Annotated in this window: 19 protein-coding genes; 9 read left to right on the top strand and 10 right to left on the bottom strand. The window is 72.1% G+C overall.

Going from position 1 to position 19,118, the window contains the following annotated elements; genetic code table 11:
- Positions 1-35: 35 nt before the first annotated feature.
- Both ACTWQF_RS19435 and ACTWQF_RS19430 read left to right on the top strand, forming a co-directional pair.
- The gene (locus ACTWQF_RS19435) at positions 36-875 is read left to right on the top strand and encodes a DeoR/GlpR family DNA-binding transcription regulator (protein ID WP_443280822.1); all 840 of its coding nucleotides are present in this window, start codon (positions 36-38) and stop codon (positions 873-875) included.
- Positions 876-887: 12 nt separating this feature from the next.
- Complete coding sequence (locus ACTWQF_RS19430; protein WP_443280821.1) at positions 888-1,376, top strand: SRPBCC family protein; 489 nt, start codon at positions 888-890, stop codon at positions 1,374-1,376.
- A 26-nt stretch (positions 1,377-1,402) separates the two neighbouring features.
- Here the strand turns inward: ACTWQF_RS19430 and ACTWQF_RS19425 are convergent, their stop codons facing one another.
- Positions 1,403-2,533 (bottom strand): PLP-dependent cysteine synthase family protein, encoded by a 1,131-nt coding sequence (locus ACTWQF_RS19425; protein WP_443280820.1) that lies wholly within the window; start codon positions 2,531-2,533, stop codon positions 1,403-1,405.
- Positions 2,534-2,670: 137 nt separating this feature from the next.
- Between ACTWQF_RS19425 and ACTWQF_RS19420 the strand changes: the two genes are divergently transcribed.
- Together ACTWQF_RS19420 and ACTWQF_RS19415 are read left to right on the top strand one after the other, a co-directional pair.
- On the top strand, positions 2,671-2,982 hold the full coding sequence (locus tag ACTWQF_RS19420) for a hypothetical protein (RefSeq protein ID WP_443280819.1): 312 nt from the start codon (positions 2,671-2,673) through the stop codon (positions 2,980-2,982).
- Positions 2,983-3,125: 143 nt separating this feature from the next.
- A complete protein-coding gene (locus ACTWQF_RS19415; RefSeq protein ID WP_443280818.1) occupies positions 3,126-3,728 on the top strand; it encodes an ATP-binding protein in 603 nt (200 codons plus the stop codon).
- 33 nt (positions 3,729-3,761) lie between these two features.
- Here the strand turns inward: ACTWQF_RS19415 and ACTWQF_RS19410 are convergent, their stop codons facing one another.
- The 5 genes from ACTWQF_RS19410 to ACTWQF_RS19390 all read right to left on the bottom strand — a co-directional run bounded on the left by ACTWQF_RS19410 (position 3,762) and on the right by ACTWQF_RS19390 (position 9,435).
- Positions 3,762-6,389, bottom strand: a complete 2,628-nt coding sequence (locus tag ACTWQF_RS19410) for an ABC transporter permease (RefSeq protein ID WP_443280816.1) — start codon at positions 6,387-6,389, stop codon at positions 3,762-3,764.
- Entirely contained in the window at positions 6,386-7,132 is a 747-nt protein-coding gene (locus ACTWQF_RS19405) for an ABC transporter ATP-binding protein (protein ID WP_443280815.1), read from the bottom strand. Before ACTWQF_RS19405 ends, ACTWQF_RS19410 begins: the two co-directional genes overlap by 4 nt.
- Positions 7,129-7,446, bottom strand: coding sequence for an SHOCT domain-containing protein (locus ACTWQF_RS19400; protein ID WP_443280814.1), 318 nt, complete (start codon positions 7,444-7,446; stop codon positions 7,129-7,131). Before ACTWQF_RS19400 ends, ACTWQF_RS19405 begins: the two co-directional genes overlap by 4 nt.
- A 212-nt stretch (positions 7,447-7,658) precedes the next feature.
- Entirely contained in the window at positions 7,659-8,198 is a 540-nt protein-coding gene (locus ACTWQF_RS19395) for a GNAT family N-acetyltransferase (protein WP_443280812.1), read from the bottom strand.
- Between the two features lie 4 nt (positions 8,199-8,202).
- Positions 8,203-9,435: an ROK family protein gene (locus tag ACTWQF_RS19390; RefSeq protein WP_443280810.1), complete on the bottom strand. Its 1,233-nt coding sequence runs from the start codon at positions 9,433-9,435 to the stop codon at positions 8,203-8,205.
- A gap of 17 nt (positions 9,436-9,452) precedes the next feature.
- Between ACTWQF_RS19390 and ACTWQF_RS19385 the strand changes: the two genes are divergently transcribed.
- The 3 genes from ACTWQF_RS19385 to ACTWQF_RS19375 all read left to right on the top strand — a co-directional run bounded on the left by ACTWQF_RS19385 (position 9,453) and on the right by ACTWQF_RS19375 (position 12,197).
- Positions 9,453-10,703, top strand: a complete 1,251-nt coding sequence (locus ACTWQF_RS19385) for an MFS transporter (protein WP_443280809.1) — start codon at positions 9,453-9,455, stop codon at positions 10,701-10,703.
- A 152-nt stretch (positions 10,704-10,855) separates the two neighbouring features.
- Entirely contained in the window at positions 10,856-11,692 is an 837-nt protein-coding gene (locus tag ACTWQF_RS19380; RefSeq protein WP_443280808.1) for an alpha/beta fold hydrolase, read from the top strand.
- 37 nt (positions 11,693-11,729) lie between these two features.
- The gene (locus ACTWQF_RS19375) at positions 11,730-12,197 is read left to right on the top strand and encodes a DUF4442 domain-containing protein (protein WP_443280807.1); all 468 of its coding nucleotides are present in this window, start codon (positions 11,730-11,732) and stop codon (positions 12,195-12,197) included.
- Between the two features lie 23 nt (positions 12,198-12,220).
- Here ACTWQF_RS19375 and ACTWQF_RS19370 read toward each other — a convergent pair whose 3' ends face one another.
- The 3 genes from ACTWQF_RS19370 to ACTWQF_RS19360 all read right to left on the bottom strand — a co-directional run bounded on the left by ACTWQF_RS19370 (position 12,221) and on the right by ACTWQF_RS19360 (position 15,163).
- Positions 12,221-12,886, bottom strand: a complete 666-nt coding sequence (locus ACTWQF_RS19370) for a response regulator (protein WP_443280805.1) — start codon at positions 12,884-12,886, stop codon at positions 12,221-12,223.
- Positions 12,887-12,922: 36 nt separating this feature from the next.
- The gene (locus ACTWQF_RS19365; protein WP_443280968.1) at positions 12,923-14,119 is read right to left on the bottom strand and encodes a sensor histidine kinase; all 1,197 of its coding nucleotides are present in this window, start codon (positions 14,117-14,119) and stop codon (positions 12,923-12,925) included.
- Between the two features lie 333 nt (positions 14,120-14,452).
- Positions 14,453-15,163 carry a TetR/AcrR family transcriptional regulator gene (locus ACTWQF_RS19360; RefSeq protein WP_443280804.1) on the bottom strand — a complete coding sequence of 237 codons (711 nt, stop codon included), beginning with the start codon at positions 15,161-15,163 and terminating at the stop codon, positions 14,453-14,455.
- 237 nt (positions 15,164-15,400) lie between these two features.
- Here ACTWQF_RS19360 and ACTWQF_RS19355 point away from each other — a divergent pair, with 237 nt between their 5' ends.
- A complete protein-coding gene (locus tag ACTWQF_RS19355) occupies positions 15,401-15,856 on the top strand; it encodes a nitroreductase family deazaflavin-dependent oxidoreductase (RefSeq protein ID WP_443280803.1) in 456 nt (151 codons plus the stop codon).
- Positions 15,857-15,904: 48 nt separating this feature from the next.
- Here ACTWQF_RS19355 and ACTWQF_RS19350 read toward each other — a convergent pair whose 3' ends face one another.
- On the bottom strand, positions 15,905-17,512 hold the full coding sequence (locus ACTWQF_RS19350; protein WP_443280802.1) for a geranylgeranyl reductase family protein: 1,608 nt from the start codon (positions 17,510-17,512) through the stop codon (positions 15,905-15,907).
- Positions 17,513-17,594: 82 nt separating this feature from the next.
- Here ACTWQF_RS19350 and ACTWQF_RS19345 point away from each other — a divergent pair, with 82 nt between their 5' ends.
- Positions 17,595-19,049, top strand: coding sequence for a dipeptidase (locus tag ACTWQF_RS19345; protein WP_443280801.1), 1,455 nt, complete (start codon positions 17,595-17,597; stop codon positions 19,047-19,049).
- The last annotated feature ends 69 nt before the right edge of the window (positions 19,050-19,118 follow it).

Raw genomic sequence — 19,118 nt, 5'->3', positions numbered from 1 at the left:
AGAAGTCGGTCACGAAAGGAACGGAGACAGCGGAAGTGAGCGACAACCAGAACCTCCTCGCCGAGCAGCGGCGCGCGCTGATCCTGGAGGAGGTGCGGCGCAGGGGCGGGGCGCGGGTCAACGAGCTGACCCGGAAACTGTCGGTCTCGGACATGACGGTGCGGCGCGACCTGGACGCACTGGCACGGCAAGGTGCCTTGGAGAAGGTGCACGGCGGTGCCGTACCCGTCGCCGAGGCGAGCACGCACGAGCCCGGGTTCGAGGCGAAGTCCTCCCTGGAGCTGAGCGCGAAGGAGGACATCGCGCGTGCGGCGGCCACCATGGCGCAGCCGGGCACCGCGATCGCGCTGTCGGGCGGTACGACGACGTTCGCGCTGGCGCAGCACCTGCTGGACGTGCCGAACCTGACGGTGGTCACCAACTCGGTGCGGGTCGCCGATGTCTTCCACTCCGCGCAGCGTGCGGGCGCCGGGGCCACGGGGAGCCGTCCGGGTGCGGCGACGGTGGTGCTGACGGGCGGGGTGCGTACGCCCTCGGACTCGCTGGTGGGTTCGGTCGCGGACGCGGCGATCCGGTCGCTGCACTTCGACGCGCTGTTCCTGGGTGTGCACGGCATATCGGTGGAGGCCGGGCTGTCCACGCCCAATCTGGCGGAGGCCGAGACGAACCGGCACTTCGTGGGTTCGGCGCGCCGGGTGATCGTGGTCGCGGACCACACCAAGTGGGGGACGGTGGGGCTGAGTTCGTTCGCCTCGCTGGACCAGGTGGACGCGCTGGTGACGGACAGCGGGATGCCGCCCGAGGCGCGGGAGGAGATCCGGGACCGGCTGCCGGAACTGGTGGTGGCCGGGGAGCAGGAGCCGGACGGGAGCTAGGGGGTCGTTCGTATGGCACGTCAACTGTCGGCACGTCAACTGCGTCCTGTCGGACTGGACTTCGCTGACACAGCGCCACTCCGCCTCGCCTTCACAGCGAATCTGGGGGTGCCGGTCGAGCGGGTCTACACGGCGCTGGCCGACGAGTTGGAGACGTGGCCGTGCTGGTTCACGGCGGTCACCGACGTGCGGCCCACCGGTGACGGCAAGGCCCGGGATGTCAGGCTGAAGGGCGGGGGCTTCTTCCACGAGACGGTCCTCGCGGCGCACCCCGCTGAGCGGTACGCCTACCGGATCGACCGCACCAACGCGCCTGGCGTACGCGCCATGCTGGAGGACTGGAACCTGGCGTACTCCACAGCCGGCGGGACCCGGGTGCGCTGGACGATGGCTGTGGACGGCACGCCGGTACTGCGTGCCGTGCTGCGGCTGGGCAGACCGGGAGTCGGCGCCTCGTTCCGGGACGCGATGCGGAAGCTGGAGCGCAGACTGCGCCCCTGACGTGCGGGGCCTGCGGGGCGGGGTGGCTACGACCATTCGCCGGTGGCGAGGAAGCGCTCCAGCGTGCGTGTGTACGGGCCGATGTCCAGGCCCTGTCCGGCGAGCCAGGCGTCGGAGTAGTACTTGTCCAGGTATCGCTCGCCCGGGTCGCAGAGCAGGGTGACGACGCTGCCCTGCTCTCCGGCGGCCAGCATCTCGGCGACGATCCGCAGACTGCTCCACAGCCCGGTGCCCGTGGAGCCGCCCGCCTTGCGCCCCAGTACCCGGTCGAGAGTGCGTACGGCGGCCACGCTCGCGGCGTCCGGGACCTTCATCATGCGGTCGATGGCGCCCGGCACGAAGCTGGGTTCCATACGGGGCCGTCCGATGCCCTCGATGCGGGATCCGGTCTCGCTGGTGGCGTCCGGGTCGCCGCGTGTCCAGCCGTCGAAGAAGCAGGAGTTCTCCGGGTCGGGGACGCAGACCCGGGTGTCGTACTGCATGTAGCGGATGTAGCGCGCGAAGGTCGCCGAGGTGCCGCCGGTGCCCGCGGTGGCGACGATCCAGGCGGGTTCCGGGTACCGCTCCCGGCAGAGCTGCTGGTAGACGGACTCGGCGATGTTGTTGTTGCCGCGCCAGTCGGTGGCCCGTTCGGCGTAGGTGAACTGGTCCATGAAGTGTCCGCCGCTCTCGGCGGCGAGCCGTGCGGAGACCTCGTACACGGTCCGTGGGTCGTCCACCAGATGGCAGGTACCGCCCTGGAACTCGATCAGGCGGGTCTTCTCGCGGCTCGTCGTGCGCGGCATCACCGCGATGAACGGCACCCCGATCAGCTTGGCGAAGTACGCCTCGCTCAGCGCCGTGGAGCCGCTGGACGCCTCGATGACGGGGCGGCCTGGGCGGATCCACCCGTTGCACAGCGCATAGAGGAACAGCGAGCGCGCCAGGCGGTGTTTGAGGCTGCCGGTGGGGTGGGTCGACTCGTCCTTGAGGTACAGGTCGATGCCCCACTCCTCGGGGAGCGGGAAGGCCAGCAGGTGGGTGTCGGCGCTGCGGCCGCTCTCGGCCCGCACCTTGCGTACCGCCTCCTTCAGCCAGCCGCGGTGGTCCGGGTCGCTGCGGTCCACGTCCTGGGTGGGGAGATCCGGGACAGGAGGGGCGGGTTCCGTGGCGCTCACGGGCCGATCATAGAGGGGGTAGGTAGACACGCCCGGACATGGGCATGCTCCCGGCGAGGGGTGGAGTTCCCCCGGGGTGTACGGGCACCGCTCGGGGGTACCCCTGCTCGGCAGGATCCGGTGGGAGGCGGTGTGTAGTGGCGGAGCCGGAGTTCGACGCGACTGGGGTCGGGATAAGCAGGATGCTTCGCTCACTCACCCGGGCCGGCCATGTGCTGGTGCGGGACGGCGAGCTGGTGCTGATGACCAGCTACGGCAGTGAGATCGACAGCGCGCCGGTCGACCAGGTGCGGATCAGCGTCTACGGACTGCGCGATCAGGCACTGGCGACGTTGCGCGGCAGAAGCTATCTGCTGCGGCTGGGGCTGAGGCATCGGGAGGGGTTGCTGTCGGCCGTGCGTACGGCGCGGGCGAAGGCCGCCGCCGAGCGCGGTGTGCTCGGTAGATGAGCAGACGCCGAGCTCCCTGAGTGACCGAATCGTCGCTGAGCGTTTGCACCTCCGCTCGTCCGCTCTCATCCTGGCTCTGTAGCGCACGTCACATGTGATCCGTCCCCGCCCTCCGGGCGGCCCCTCGTGAGGGAGTCACAGTGGTGATCAGTCCACCGAGCAGCACGAGCAAGCACATCAGCCCAGCGCGACACTGTGCCGTGGAGTTCCAGGCGTTGCCCTCGCGCATAGGCCAGGTTCGCAGGATCGTCTCCGCCCAGCTGCGGTACTGGCGTCTGGACGCCCTCATAGACGCCACCGCACTCGGGCTGACCGAGCTGCTGGCCAACGTCCACCGGCACGCGGATCCCGAGGTGCGCAGCGCCGGCGACGGCCCCTCCCTCGCCGACAAGCACTGCACCGTGGAGCTCTCCTTCGTGTGGAACCGGCTCACGGTCTCGGTACGCGACCACGACCCCCGGCTGCCCCGGGTTCGCGGCTCGGCCGAGCGGGAGCCGCTGTCCACCAGCGGGCGGGGGCTGGCGCTGGTGGCGTCCATAAGTGAGAGCTGGGGGATGCGGACCCAGTCCGACGGCTCCGGGAAGACCGTCTGGTTCTCCCTCCCCGCCCCCTCGCCCGATCCGGCAGCCCAGCCCCGGGGCCGTACGGGCGGTGCCGCACGCGACGCCGCCCCGCCGGACCGCTCGGCCCCCGCCCCGGCGCCCGTGCCGCCCCCCGCCGAGGTGGAACCCGCAGCAGCGGGCTGAGGGCCCCGCGACAGCCTGGCTGCCCCGCCCGGGCTACTCGGTGGCGATGGCGCGGAGCACGTCCAACCGTGCCGCCCTGCGCGCGGGACGCCAGCCCGCCAGCAGGCCGGCCGCGACGCCGACCAGGGCGATCACGGCCAACTGCAGCGGCGGCAGGCTGAAGACGCTCAGCCCCCGGCTGTCGGTGGCCCGCACCAGCGCCCAGCCCAGGAACCCGCCGAGGCCGAGTCCGCCGAGCGTGCCGAAGGCGGCCACCAGCACCGACTCCCACCGCACCATGGCCCGCAGTTGGCCGCGGGTCTGGCCGACCGAACGCAGCAGCCCCAGCTCCCTCGTGCGCTCGTGCACGGCGAGGGTGAGGGTGTTGGCGATGCCCAGCAGGGCGATGAGCACGGCGAGGCCCAGCAGCGCGTAGACGAGGGTGAGCATCATGTCGATGCCGCCGGCCGCGGACTGCGCGTACTCCTCACGGGTCTGCACATCCGGTTTGCCGTAGCGGTCCGCGACCCGCTCGACGGCGGCCTGGCCCGCTTCCTGGGAGACGCCGTCCTTGAAGCCGACGGCCAGCAGACTGTCGGCGTCCTGGGTGCGGTGCGGTGCCCACGCCTGGTGGGTGATGACGTAGTCGCCGGTCAGCTCGCCGGTCTCGTAGACGGCGCGGACGGTGAAGCGCTGCTCGGTGCCGTCGGTGAAGGTGAGCTTCGCCGTGGAGCCGGGCCGCCAGCCGTGGTCGGCGGCCTCGCTCCGCGAGACGGCGATGCCTCGGGTGCCCAGATCCGTGAGGGAGCCGTCCACCTCGCCCAGGTTCATCACACGCGGCAGCGCGGCCGGATCGGTCACGGTCAGTTCCTGGCCCGCGCCGTCGACGCGGGCGATGCCACGGCCCAGGCCGAGCGCGGTGTCCACCTCGGGCAGCCGCTGCAGGGCGGGGGCCAGCTCGGGGCTCAGATCGCTGCCGCCGGCGCCGAAGCCGGGGGTGCCGACGGCGACGTCCCCGGCGAAGTTCCGGCTGACCGTCTCGTCCATCATCGCCTTCAGCGAGGCGGCGAAGACGGTGAAGAGGGTGACGACGGCGACGCCGATCATCAGCGCGCCGGCGGTCGCGGCGGTGCACTTGGGGCTGCGCAGTGCGTTGCGCTGGGCAAGCGCCCCTGTCGTACCGCGCAGCCTGGCCACCGGCCCGCCCAATGCCCGTACGGCGAGTGCTGCCGCCGGTGGGCCGAGGACGATGAACGCGGCAAGGACGGCGACGGCGCCGGACGCGGTCATCGTCACCGACCTGCTGCCGGAGGCGGCGCCAAGCGCGGCGAGAGCGATCCCGGCAGCGCCGAGCACGACTCCGAGGGCGGCGCGGGCGCGGGAGACGCGGGTGTCTTCCGCTGCGGTCTCCCGCAGTGCTGCCAGCGGCGCGGTGCGACCCGCCCGTACGGCAGGCAGCAGTGCGGAGGCGAGGCACACCGCGACCCCGACACCGAGCGGCAACAGCAGGGACAGGGCGCTGATGACCAACGAGCCCTCGGGGAAGGGGAACCCGACCGCCGGGAAGAGCACTTGGAGCCCGGCGGCTATGCCGATGCCCCCGGCGAGCCCCACGGCCGAGGCGACGGCACCGACGACCGCGGCCTCGCTCAGCGTGGTGCCCAGCACCTGGCGGCGGGAGGCGCCCAGGGCACGCAACAGGGCGTTCTCCCGGGTGCGCTGGGCGACGACGATCGCGAAGGTGTTGTGGATGGAGAAGACGGCGACCAGCAGTGCGATGCCGGAGAAGACGAGCAGCAGGCTGGTGAAAAGGGTCAGGAACTGGCCCGAGATGTTCTCGGAGTTCTCCTCGGCCGCCTCCTCTCCCGTGACGGCCTCGATGCCCTTGGGCAGTGCGGACTCCAGCCGCTCGGCGAGCTGCCGCTCGCTGGTGCCGTCCTCGGCCCGTACCCGGATGGAGGCGGCCATGCCGGGCTCGGGCATCAGGTATTTCTCGGCGTCCGCGCGGGTCAGCCCGGCGAAGGTGGACTGCCCCATGCCGCTTTCGCCGCCGAAGGTGGCCAGGCCGACGATCCTCACCCGGACGGGGTCGGGGGTGCGCAGGGTCGTCACGTCGCCGATCCGTAGCTTGCCGGACTCGGCGGCGCCCTCGTTGACGACGACCTCGCCGGAGGAGCGGGGCGCACGGCCCCGGGAGAGCTCATAGGGGTTGAGCTCCTTGTCGTGGATCCAGTTGCCCGCGGTGGTGGGCGGGCCCTGGCCGCCGACGGGTTTGCCGTCGGTGCCGACGAGTTGCCCGGCGCCCTCGATGCTGGGTTCGGCGGCGGCGACGCCAGCCGTGCCACGTATTGCCTTCAGGCTCTCGCCGGTGCGCAGCGGGCTGCGGGTGCCCATCGCGTTGTCCGAAGTGGTGATGACGCTGTCGCTGCGCACCACCGCGTCGGTGCCGCTGGTCGCGTTGCCGAACAGCGTGTCGAAGCTCGCCCGCAGCGTGTCGCCCATGACGAGGGTGCCGGTGAGAAAGGCGACGCCCAGCAGCACGGCGGAGAAGGTCCCGGCGAAGCGGCGTTTGTGGGTCCGCAGCGACGCGAAGCTGATCCGCAGCGCGGCACGGGCACTGCCGTCGGTGCGCGTACGGGCGCCGTTGTCGGCGCCTGCGCGGGCTCTGCTGTCGGTGCTCATCGGGCCGCCCCCGTACGGTCGTACGACTTGAGCTGGTCCAGCACCCGCTCCGCCGTGGGCTGTTGCATCCGCCCGGCGAGCCGGCCGTCGGCGAGGAAGACGACCTCGTCGGCGTGTGCGGCGGCCACCGGGTCGTGGGTGACCATGACGACGGTGCGGCTCATCTCGTGCACCGCGCGGCCCAGCAGCCCTAGCACCTCCTCACTCGATTGGGAGTCGAGGTTGCCGGTGGGCTCGTCGGCGAAGACCACCTCGGGACGGGAGGCGAGCGCGCGGGCGACGGCGACGCGCTGCTGCTGACCGCCGGAGAGTTCACCGGGCCGGTGGTGCAGCCGGTCACCGAGCCCGACGACGTCGATGAGGGCTGCGGTCCACTCCGGGTCCGGACGCGAGCCGGCCAGATCCTGCGGGAGTGTGATGTTCTCGGCGACGTTCAGGGTCGGCAGCAGATTGAACGCCTGGAAGACGAAGCCGACCCGCTCCCGGCGCAGCAGGGTGAGCTTCTTGTCGCCGAGGGAGCCCAGTTCGGTGCCACCGATGTACGCCTCCCCCGAGGTGAGCGTGTCCAGCCCGGCGGCGCAGTGCATCAGGGTGGACTTGCCCGATCCGGAGGGGCCCATGATGGCGGTGAAGCGGCCCGCTGCGAAGCCGAGCGTCACGCCGTCGAGTGCGCGGACCTCCGTGTCACCGCCGCCGTATACCTTCACTGCAGCGGTGACACGGGCCGCGGCGGTGCCGCTCATCGCTTGCCACCCTTGGACCCGTGGCCGCGCTCGCGGGTGCTCTCGTTCAGCACGGAGACGCGGCGCCAGTACTCGTCCTCGTCGATCTCGCCCTGCGCGAAGCGCCGGTCGAGCATGTCGAGCGGGCTCTCGGTGCCGCCCTGCGCCATGTGCGGCTGCGGCTGCCAGGGGCCGCGGGGGCCGCGACCGCCGCGCCACACGGTGCGGCGCAGCAGGAAGATCCCGCCCGCGATGACGGTGGCCCAGACGAGGGGGAAGAACAGGATCCAGGGGCCCGGTCCTGAGCCGTTGTGCCATTGCGCCAGGGTCTGCATGATCCTCAGCTCCTCGGTAGCGGTCAGCAGTGCTTTGTCGCTACCGAGCGTGCGCGCCGAGAGGGGGCCCGGTCGTCGTACGGCCAGCGGCAGTACGGATACCTCCCGGGGAGTACGGAGAGGGTTTCCGGCTGCTCCTCGCGGGGCGCCTCACTCAGGGTCGTGAGCGAGCGAGGGCCTTGGCGCAGGTGCCCGGCCGGTCCCCTCGGGGGCTACCGGCGAGGAGCGGCAGCCTGTCTCCCGTCCACCTCCCGGCGCATGCACACCCTCGGCCAGCGGTCCAGCCCTGCCTTGGTCTCCCGGACGCGGATCTCCCGTAGTCCTGGGCCGAGTTCGTGTGCGGCGAGGGTGCGAAAGCCGAGGCGTGCGTAATAGGGCGCGTTCCAGGGGACGTCGGTGAAGGTGGTGAGGGTGAGCGCGGGCATCCGGTCGGCGGCTGCGCGGACCGTCAGGTGGTCGAGGAGTGCGCGCCCGATGCCGCGCCGGGCGCGGTCCGGGTGGACGGAGAGCTGCTCGATGTGCAGGCAGCCGTCGACCGGTTCGGTGAGCACGTAGGCGACTGGTGGAGCGTCCGTGGCATCCGTGGCGACCCACAGCCCGCCCGCGTCCGCGAACTCGCGCAGGCATTCCGTCGAGGGCGGCTCGTCGTCGGCAATCTCGTCCATGCCGAGGTCGCGGAACCACCGGCCCGCAGCCCGTTCTATCTCCTGAAGCCTGCCGAGTTCGCGGGCGGTACCCGCTCGGATAAGCATGGGCCTATCCTCTCAGCGCCCCGATCGGGTCATCGAGCACGGGCTGCCAGGCCAGTTCGGCGGCGCCTACCAGGGAGTTGTGCTCCAGTTCGCTGGGCAGTACGGGCACGCTGCCGCTGCGCCCCCACAGGCTGCGGTCCGCGACGACGCCGCGCAGCCGGTCCCCGTCGGCCTCCACCAGGGCGCGGTGCAGTCCGGCGAGCACGATGCGGTCGGGGTTGAGGATGTTGACGAGCCCGGCGAGGCCGAGCCCGAGCCGGTCGATGAGCCGGCCGGCCGCCTCACGGACCCCGGGATCGGTGTCGTACTCCGTACGGACGAGTTCGGCGGCCTGGGTCAGCAGCGAGGTGCCGGAGTCGGCCTCGCGCCCGGCGGCGTCGAAGAGGGCCACCGGGTCGGTCTCCACGTCGAGGCAGCCGCGGCTGCCGCAGTGGCAGGGGCGGCCCTCGGGGTCCACGGTCAGATGGCCGACCTCCAGGGCGAGGCCCGAACTCCCGGTGTGCAGCCGCCCGTCGAGCACGAGCGCGCCGCCGACGCCGTGGTGTCCGGTGCCGACGACGAGCAGATGGCGGGCTCCGCGTCCGGCACCGTGCCGGTGCTCGGCCAGCGCCGCGACGTTGAGGTCGTTGGCGGCGAACCCGGTGACCGGAGCATCACCGGTCTGGCCGGTGACGTCGGCTTCGGCGAGGCAGGTGCGGAAGGTGTCCCGCACTGGAGCGCCCGCCTCCCAGGTGAGGTGCAGCGGGTTGAGCGCGGTGCCTTCCGGCTCCGCGACGGCCGAGGGCACGGCGAGCCCCGCGCCGACGCAGCGCCGCCCCGTGCTGCGCAGCAACTCGGCGCCCACCCCGACGACTTCGCTGATCACCTGCGCCGGGTCGGCGTCCACGGTGCCGCAGCCGGGCGCGGTGGCGACGATGCGCCCGCCGAGGCCGACCAAGGCCGCGCGGTAGCCGTCCGCGTGGATCTGCGCGGCCAGCGCCACGGGCCCCGCGGGGTCGACGGCGAGCCGGTGGGAAGGGCGGCCTTGGCTGCCGACGGGAGCGGTGGGATGGGCATCGACGGTGATCAGCCCGAGGGATTCCAGCTCGGCGGCCACGGCCCCGGCGGTCGCGCGGGTCACGCCCAGTTCGGCGGTGAGCACGGCGCGGGTGGGCGCCTGCCCGGTGTGGACCAGCTCCAGTGCGGGCCCGAGCGCCGAACGCCCTCTCTCCAACCTTGTTGTACGCGTAGGGGTCACGCCTCTATTCTCTCTTTGTGCCGACACTAAACAAAATACGGTCGGCGCTCGCCGGTGCGAAGGGGCACGGCGGCCGGTCCACCGCCGCTTCCCACCGCCCGGACCTGCGCCGCTTCCGTTACGCCCTGACCGCCTTCTTCGCTCTCGATGGCTTCCTCTTCGCCGGTTGGGTTGTCCGCATCCCCGCCGTCAAGGCCCAGACCGGCGCCTCTGCCAGCGCTCTCGGCCTCGCGCTGCTCGGCGTGTCGGCGGGAGCCGTGGCCACCATGATGGTGACCGGACGGCTGTGCTCTCGCTTCGGCAACCAGCCTGTTCTGCTCGCCTGCGGATTTTTGCTGCCCCTCAGCGTCGCACTGCCGCCGCTCACCCGCTCGGTACTCGCCCTGGGACTGGTACTGCTGGTCTTCGGCGCCGCATACGGAGGGATCAACGTCGCCCTCAACAGCACCGCCGTCGATTTGATCGCCGCTCTGCGCCGCCCGGTGATGCCGGGCTTCCACGCCGCCTTCAGCCTCGGCGGCATGGTCGGCGCGGGCCTCGGCGGGCTGCTCGCCGGGGAGTTGAGCCCGACCCGGCATCTGCTGCTCCTCACGGTCGCGGGGCTGATCGTCGCCGCACTCGCCGCCCGGCCCCTGCTGCGCTTCCAACTGCCGGTGGCACCACGCGCGGAGCACGAGCAGGACACCGGTCCCGCACGGGCCACGCGGATGACCGGGCGGGCGCGCCGGCTGGTCGCCGTACTGGGGCTGATCGCACTCTGTACGGCGTACGGCGAGGGCGCGTTGGCCGACTGGAGTGCGCTGCATCTGACGGACGATCTGGGGGCGAGCGCGGGCCTCGCCGCCTCCGGCTACTCGGTGTTCGCCGGGGCCATGACGCTGGGACGGCTCTCGGGCACGACCCTCGTCGAACGCCTCGGCCCCGGCCGGGTGCTGGTCGGCGGTGGCGCGCTCGGCTGCTGCGGCATGCTGCTGGGCTCGCTGGCGCCGTCGGTGTGGTTGGCTCTGGGTGGCTTCGTCCTCACCGGTCTCGGCCTGGCCAACGTCTTCCCCATCGCCATCGGGCGGGCAGGCGACCTCGCGGGGCCCGGCGGTGTCGCCGCCGCCTCCACCTTCGGCTACGGCGGAATCCTGTTCGGCCCGGTGGCCATCGGCTTCCTGGCGGACTGGTTCTCGCTCCAGGCAGCGCTGCTGACGGTCGCGCTGCTGGCCGCGCTCGCCTCGGTGACCGCGGCGGCGACGCGACGGGCGGTGCTGCCGGAAGGGTGAGACGCGGGATGAGCCGAGGGGGAGTCGCGAGGTGAGACGCGGGGAGGGGCGACGGTCGGGTGGCTGCCGGACCCCTGAGGTGGCCAGAATCTTGCGTTTGTCGTCGCCCAGGCCAGTTTTTCGACGGCCCAGCGGCCCGCAGAGTGGTGCCCATGAACGACACATGGACGCTGGACCGCACCTTCAAGAGCACGACCGGAACGGTGCGCTGGGCCACCCTCGGCGACCCCGCACTGCCGCCCGTGGTGCTGCTGCACGGAACGCCCTGGTCCTCCTACACCTGGCGGAGCGTCGCCCGCGCGCTCTCGGCCGACCACCAGGTGTACGTATGGGACATGCCGGGTTACGGCGCTTCGGAGAAATACGAAGGGCAGGACGTCACCCTAGGTGCGCAGGCCCGGGTGTTCACCGAACTCCTGGAGCACTGGGGGCTGGAGCGGCCCGCCGTGGTGGCGCACGACTTCGGCGGCACGGTGGCCATGCGTGCGCACCTGCTGCACGAAGTACCGTTCGAGCGGCTCGCGCTGGTGGACGTCGTGGTGGCCTTCGACTCCTGGGGCTCACCCACGTACAAGCTGATGGGCACGCACCCCGAGATCTTCGGTCAGCTGCCGCCCGCGCTCCATCGCGCCATGGTCCGCGAGTACATCTCCTCCGCCAGCGCGCGGGGCCTGCACCCCGATGTCCTCGACCAACTGGCCCGGCCCTGGCTGGACGAGGCGGGACAGCCCGCGTTCTTCCGTCAGATCGCCCAGAACGACCAGCGCTGGACCCACGAAGCGGAAGAGCGGTACGGCGAGACAACAGTGCCGGTACTCGTCTGCTGGGGCAGCGACGACGCCTGGATCCGGTCCGACAACGCACACCAGGTCGCCGACCGCATCCCCGGAGCCCGGCTCCGGCTGATCGAGGGCGCGGGCCACCTCGTACAGGAAGATGCTCCGGCAGAACTGACCGCAGCGCTGGTGAGGTTCCTGGGCAACAAGTGATTACCGAGCAGTAACGATCGGTGCTACCGTCCCGCTCATGGCTAACGTGCTGCGCACCCCGAAGGGACTGCGGCGGGCCCTGAGCTGGTACCCGCCGTACCGCTTTGCAGGCATCCGGGTCCTGGACATCGCCGACGACTGGAGCAGTGCCCGGATACGGCTGAAGCTCGGCCGGCTGAACCGCAACTATTTCGGCACCCAGTTCGGCGGCTCGCTCTACTCGATGAGTGACCCCTTCTGGTGCCTGCTGGCGGTCAACCGGCTGGGCCGGGAGTACGTGGTGTGGGACAAGGCGGCCGAGATCGAGTTCGTCTCCCCCGGACGCGGCGACGTCTACACCGAGTTCAAGCTGACCGAGGACCGGCTGGAGGAGATCCGCACCGCCACCGCGGACGGCTCCAAGGCGCTGCCCTGGTTCGAGTCGACGGTCACCGCGGCGGACAGCACCGTCGTCGCCCGGGTCCGCAAACAGCTCTACGTACGCCGCAAAAAGCGGGACGGGTGACCGCGAGGCCCTCCGTAAGAGAGTCAGCCGAGCCAGCCCGGGCGCACCAGGCCCGACTCGTAGGCGAGGACGACCAGTTGGGCGCGGTCGCGGGCGCCCAGCTTGACCATCGTGCGGCTCACATGGGTCTTGGCGGTCAGCGGCGAGACGACCAGGCGGCGGGCAATCTCCTCGTTGGAGAGCCCGATTCCGACCAGCGCCATCACCTCCCGTTCCCGCTCGGTGAGTGCGGCCAGCCCCTCGGTCCCCGCGGGCTCCTTGGAACGGGCCGCGAATTCCTCGATGAGCCGCCGGGTGACGCCCGGCGACAGCAGCGCGTCCCCGTCGACCACGGCGCGCACCGCCCGCACCAGTTCGTCCGGCTCGGTGTCCTTGACGAGGAACCCCGAAGCGCCCGAACGCAGCGCCTCGAAGACGTACTCGTCCAGCTCGAAGGTGGTCAGCATGACCACCTTCACCTCGCGCAGCTCCGGGTCGGAGGTGATACGACGAGTGGCGGCCAGGCCGTCCACGAGGGGCATTCGGATGTCCATCAGGACCAGGTCCGGGCCGCGTTCCCGTACCAGCGCGACCGCCTCCTCGCCGTCGGCCGCCTCGCCCGCCACCTCGATGTCGGGCTGCGCGTCCAGCAGCGCGCGGAAGCCGGCGCGCACCAGGAGCTGGTCGTCGGCCAGCAGCACACGGATCACGGTCTCTCCTCGATTCGGCGTCTCATGGCCGGGCGCTCACTGTAGCGGCGGCCTCGTCTCCCCGGAGCGCAGCGGGATCGTCACCTGGACGCGGAAGCCGCCGTCCGGGCGCTGCCCCGCCTCGACGGTGCCGCCGAACGCCGCGGCGCGCTCGCGCATCCCCACCAGCCCGTTGCCGCCCCCCGTCGGCCCGGTGCCGGTCGCGGGCCCTTCGTCGTCGACGAGCAGCTCCAGCACGTCGGTGCCGTAGCGGATACGGATGGCTGCCGTGCGGGAGCCGGAGTGCCGCACGATGTTGGTGAGCGCCTCCTGGACGACGCGGAACGCCGCGAGATCCACCCCCGGCGGCAGCGGTACCGGCGTCCCCTCGGTCTCGGTGCTGACCCGGAGCCCGGCGCTCGCGGCCTGCTCGGTCAGTTCGCCGAGCCGGTCGAGACCCGGCGCCGGCGCGCGGGGCGCATCCCCTGGCGCCCGCAGCGTGGCCAGCACCTGGCGCACTTCGCCGAGCGCCTCCTTGCTGGCCGACTTGATGGTGGTGAGTGCCGTACGGGCCTGCGCCGGATCGGAGTCCAGCAGCGCGAGCCCCACGCCCGCCTGCACGTTGATGACGGAGATGCTGTGCGCCAGTACATCGTGCAGCTCGCGCGCGATCCGCAGCCGTTCCTCGTCGGCCCGCCGCTTCGCGGCCTCCTCTTCCTCGCGTACCCGGCGCTCCCGTTCGGCGCGGCGCACCCGGGCCAGGTCGCCCGCCGTGCACAGCGCGACCATCCATACGGCCATGAACAGGTCGGTCCCCCACGGCCCCGGCCCGTTCCCCGTCGGCGGCAGCCGGCCGTAGAACGTGTGGGCCGCCAGCAGATTGCCCACCCACAGCATCCCGAGCGCACCCCAGGTCGCGTACCGGTACCCGGCGACGAGCGCGGCGAACCCGGCCACCACGACGCTGAACAGCAACGGGCCGTAGGGATAACCGGCCGCCAGATACACCAGCGTGACCGCCGACGCACCGAACACAGCAGTACGGGGAAACCGGTGCCGCAGCAGCAACAACAGCGGCCCGAGCACCAGCAGCGCCCGGGCCGCACCGTCCAGGCCCACGGTGTCGGCCCGCTGGTTGTACGCGGCGAAGGTGGTGCCGACCTGCTGGACGACCAGGACGGCGAGCGAGGACGGCCACGGGATACGCCGCGCCCCCGGCCCCTGCCCTGGGCGGCGGAGCCACGGGGGAAACAGCGGCCAGTCGGCGCCGGGATTCCGGCCGAGGAACGAGTCGCCTGGCGCGGGTGAGTTGCCGCCCGCAGGCGAGTCGCCACCGCGGCGCGAGTCGCCGCCAGGGCGCGGGTGCACGCCGGGAGGCCGGTGCCTGGAGGCACACGACGGGCGGCGGAACGGGAGCCTGCTGGTCACACCCCTCACGCTAGCCCTGGCGCACGCACCGCGGCGTCAGCCGAGCGCGGTGCGGACGGCTACTCCCTGCGGAGTACGCGGGCCGGGCTGCGGGGGGGCCAGCCGTGCGTCCAGGTAAGCGGCGGACACCGCTCGCGTCAGCAGCACGGACCGCTCGCGTCAGCGGCGCAGGCCCACCTGATCGGCGAGGCGCTCGACGGCGTGGTCGAAGAACGCGTCCCGCGCTGCGACGACATTGGTGAACTGCCCGAACAGCTCGAAACTGACCAGCCCGAAGAGCTGCGACCACGCCGCGACCGCCTCCGCCGCCACAGCCGCGGGCAGCCGCACCCCGAGCTCACCGACCAGCCGGTCGGTATCCTTGAGCACCACGTCCGGCGCCGCGGAGGACCGAGCGGGCTCCCGCAACGCGCCACTGGCGTGCGCGTCACGGAGAACCGTCAGCAGGGCGAGACCGACCCGGGACGCGGGCTGCGTGGTGGTGGGCGGAGCCGCGTACCCGGGGACGGGCGAACCGTAGATCAACGCGTACTCGTGCGGATGCTCCAGCCCCCACGCCCGCACGGCCCGGCAGACGGCCTGCCAGCGAACGAGATGCGAGTCCCCCACCGACTCGGCCTCGGCGAGCGCCGCTTCAGCCGCTGACCCGACCGCGTCGTAGGCATCCGTGATCAGCGCCGTCAGAAGGTCGTCGCGGCTGGGGAAGTAGCGGTAGAGGGCGGACGAGACCATGCCGAGCTCGCGGGCGACGGCGCGGAGAGAGAGACGGGAGGCGCCCTCGTTCGCGAGATGGCGGCGTGCCTCGTCCTTGATCGCGCTGGTGATCTCGCCTCGGGCGCGCTGCCGGGCGCCCTGGATCTTGCTGCTCATGAAAGCAGTGTGCCAGCTAGGAGAGCAGCGCTCAACAACGAGAGCAGTGCTCATCTTCGAGTGCAGCGCTCAGCAACGAGGGCGCCGCAGCAATCCGAGAGCAGTGCTCTTGTTTCGAAGCACGGAAGGTGCAACACTGCCCTACGTCGAGAGCAGTGCTCTCGTTTCGGATCGCCGCTCCCGGCGCCGCTTCCATCGCCGCCTTCCCGCTCCACCCGCCCCTCGTCGGAGGAACAGATGTCGTCCAAGCCGTTCGTCAAGCGCCCCGGCTGGTTCACCAACAAGGTGCTGAACCGCGCCGTCTCCTGGCTCTCCCGGCGGGGTATCAGCCTCGCGGGGTCGAGCGTGCTCGCGGTCAAGGGACGCAAGAGCGGCGAGTGGCGCCGTACCCCGGTCAACCCGCTCACCCACGCGGGCGAGGTCTACCTGGTGGCCGCCCGCGGACACGTCCAGTGGACGCACAACATGCGCGCCGCGGGCGGGGGCGAGATGTTCCACGGTAAGCGCGGTCGGCGCTTCACCGCGACCGAGGTGCCCGACGCGGAGAAGCCGGAGATTCTGCGGGCCTACCTGCGCAAGTGGAAGTGGGAGGTCGGGGCGTTCTTCGAGGGCGTGGGCCCGGACTCCTCCGACGAGGAGCTCCGCTCGGTGGCGGAGCGTCACCCCGTCTTCCGGCTCACCTACACAGGCTGAACACCCGCGCGGGCTGCGCGGGGCGAGTGCCACGCCCCGCGCGAAGGACTACGCGGACCGCCCGGACGTCGTCCCGTCGGCACTGCCCTCACCGCCGCGGCCTTCACCGCCGCCGCGGCCTCCGCCACCGTTGCGGCCTCCACCGGTCCCACCGGTCCCGCCCGTCTCGTCGGCCCCACCGGTCCCGCCGCCGGTACCATCACCCGCACTGCCGTCGTCGACCCCGGGGCCGCTTCCGGGATCGTTCCCGGGGCCGACCGCGCCGTCGGCGCCCTCTCCCCGTCCGGCCTCCCGGCGGTCGAGGGAGTCCAAGGCCCGGCGGGCGATGGGGTGGACGCGGACGACCTCGGCGAGGGAGGTGGCGCCGCGGGTGAAGCGGGCGAAGACGTTCCAGGCGGGACGGAATCCGGTGAGCGCCGCATGGAAGAGGCCGGGGCGGCGGGAGAAGATCCGCAGCAGCCGCCGCCCCACACCCATCTCGACGCCGAGCCCGGCCTTGACGGCGAACGCGTAGTTGAGGGCCTGCCGCCGCGCGTCCACGGCGTCGTGCGCCTCGGCGATCCGTACGGCCCACTCGCCGGCCAGCCGCCCCGAGCGCAGGGCGAAGGAGATGCCCTCGCGGGTCCAGGGCTCCAGCAGTCCGGCCGCGTCACCGCAGACCAGCACCCGGCCGCGGGAGAGCGGCGAGTCATCCGTACGGCAACGGGTCAGGTGGCCTGAGGAGACGGCGGGTTCGAACCCGGCGAGGCCGAGGCGGCCGATGAAGTCGTCCAAATAGCGTTTGGTGGCCGCGCCTTCGCCGCGGGCCGAGATGACGCCGACGGTGAGGGTGTCTCCCTTGGGGAAGACCCAGCCGTAACTGCCCGGCAGCGGGCCCCAGTCCACGAGCGCGCGCCCGGCCCAGTCCTCGGCGACGCTCTCGGGGACCGGGATCTCGGCTTCCAGACCGAGGTCGACCTGGCCCATCTTGACGCCGACATGGGCCCCTATCCGGCTGGCGCTGCCGTCGGCGCCGACGACTGCCCGGGCGAGAACGGGCTGCGCCTCGCCTGCCAGCACGACGGCCACCGTGCGGCGGTCGGGCACGGCGGGGCCGTGCTGTTCGACGCGGGAGACCGTGACACCGGTGCGCACCTCGGCACCGGCCTTGAGCGCTGACTCGACCAGGCTGTTGTCGAACTCGTCCCGGTTGACGAGGCCGAAGAGCATGGTGCGGGAGCGGCGGGTGCGCGTGAGCTTGCCGTTGAGGGAGAAGGTCACGGCGTGCACGCGCTCCCGCAGGGGCAGGTCGAAGCCGGGAGGCAGGGCGTCGCGGGACGGACCGATGATGCCGCCGCCGCACGTCTTGTAGCGGGGGAGTTCGGCCTTCTCCAGGAGCAGTACGCTGCGGCCCGCGACAGCCGCGGCGTACGCGGCCGAGGCTCCGGCGGGTCCGGCGCCGACCACGACGACGTCCCAGACGGGGCGGTCCTCTCCCCCGTCCGCCGCGGCTTCCCCGGCGGGGCTCTCGACGGGCTGTTCGCCAGGCTCACCCGGCCCGCCCGCCCGGCCCGTACCGGCGTTCTCCGCAGGCTCGACGTCCTCGTTCCCGGCTGCGTGCTCGCTGCTCACGATGTGTTGTGCTCCCGCTTGACCTCGGCTTACGGAATGGCCCATCGCATCCTACGGGCCCGCCCATGTGCGATACACATGTCTCCGTACACGTGTGCCAACGTCGCGCCCACAAGGAGCGTTCCCCATGCAGCAGCCTTCGTCCGACCCGACGGCTATGCCTTCCTCGCCCGCTTCGTCCACTTCTTCCGCGTCATCCGTATCACCCGCTTCGGAGGCGTCGGCTGTCGCCGCGACGGTCGCCTCGCTGATGCCGCGGGCGAGGACCGAGCTCGCCGAGCTGGTGGCGTTCCGGTCGGTCGCGGACCCGGAGCAGTTCCCCCGGAGCGAGTGCGAGGGTGCGGCCGCCTGGGTCGCGGAGGCGCTGCGTGCGGAGGGTTTCCAGGACGTGGCGGCGCTCGACACCCCGGACGGCACCCAGTCCGTCTACGGATATCTGCCGGGCCCGGCGGGCGCGCCCACGGTGCTGCTGTACGCGCATTACGACGTACAGCCGCCGCTGGACGAAGCGGCTTGGCGCACCCCGCCGTTCGAGCTGACCGACGGTTCGGACGGGCGCTGGTACGGACGTGGCGCGGCCGACTGCAAGGGCGGGTTCATCATGCACCTGCTCGCCCTGCGTGCCGTCAAGGGGAACGGCGGGCTGCCCGTCTCGGTGAAGATGATCGTGGAGGGCTCGGAGGAGCAGGGCACCGGTGGTCTCGAGCAATACGCACGGCAGCATCCCGAGTTGCTGACGGCGGACACCATCGTGATCGGTGACGCGGGCAACTTCCGCTGCGGGCTGCCGACCGTCACCGCCACCCTGCGCGGTATGACGCTGCTTCGCGTTCAGGTGGACACGCTTGAAGGGAACCTGCATTCGGGCCTGTTCGGCGGCGCGGCACCCGACGCGCTGGCGGCACTGCTGCGCACCCTCGACTCGCTGCGGGACGCGGAGGGCAACACCGTCATCGACGGGCTGGACGCGGACGCGCGGTGGGAGGGCATGCCGTATCCGGAGGAGAACTTCCGGCACGACGCCAAGGTGCTGGACGGGGTCGGCCTGATCGGCGACGGGACCGTCGCCGACCGGCTGTGGGCACGCCCCGCCGTGACCGTGCTGGGCATCGACTGCCCGCCTGTGGTCGGCGCGACCCCCTCGGTGCACGCATCGGCACGCGCGCTGATCTCACTGCGGATCCCGCCGGGCAACGACGTGGAGAAGGCCATCGAGCTGCTGATCGCGCATGTGGAGTCACACGTACCGTGGCAGGCGCGGGTGTCGACCGAAGTGATCGGCAAGGGCCAGCCGTTCAGCGCGGACACCTCCAGCCCGGCGTACACCGCGATGGCCGCCGCGCTGAGCACGGCGTACGACGGACAGGAGATGCAGATCGCCGGGATGGGCGGCTCGATCCCGCTGTGCAACGCGCTGGACGCGCTCTACCCGGAAGCCGAGATCCTGCTCATCGGGCTGAGCGAGCCCGAGGCGCAGATCCACGCGGTGAACGAGAGCGTGGACCCGCGCGAGCTGGAGCGGATGGCGGTGGCCGAGGCGCTGTTCCTGCGCGGTTACGCGGAGCAGGCCGGCGGGGCCTGAGCGCGGACCCGCGCTGTGGGGCGGGAGCAGCCCCAGGGCCGGAGCCGCTCCAGGGCCGGAGCCGCTCGT

The sequence above is a fragment of the Streptomyces sp. 8N114 genome, assembly GCF_052245835.1.
GTDB lineage: Bacteria > Actinomycetota > Actinomycetes > Streptomycetales > Streptomycetaceae > Streptomyces.
Note: the sequence above shows the minus strand (reverse complement) of the source record. Positions and strands in the feature narration are given on the sequence as shown.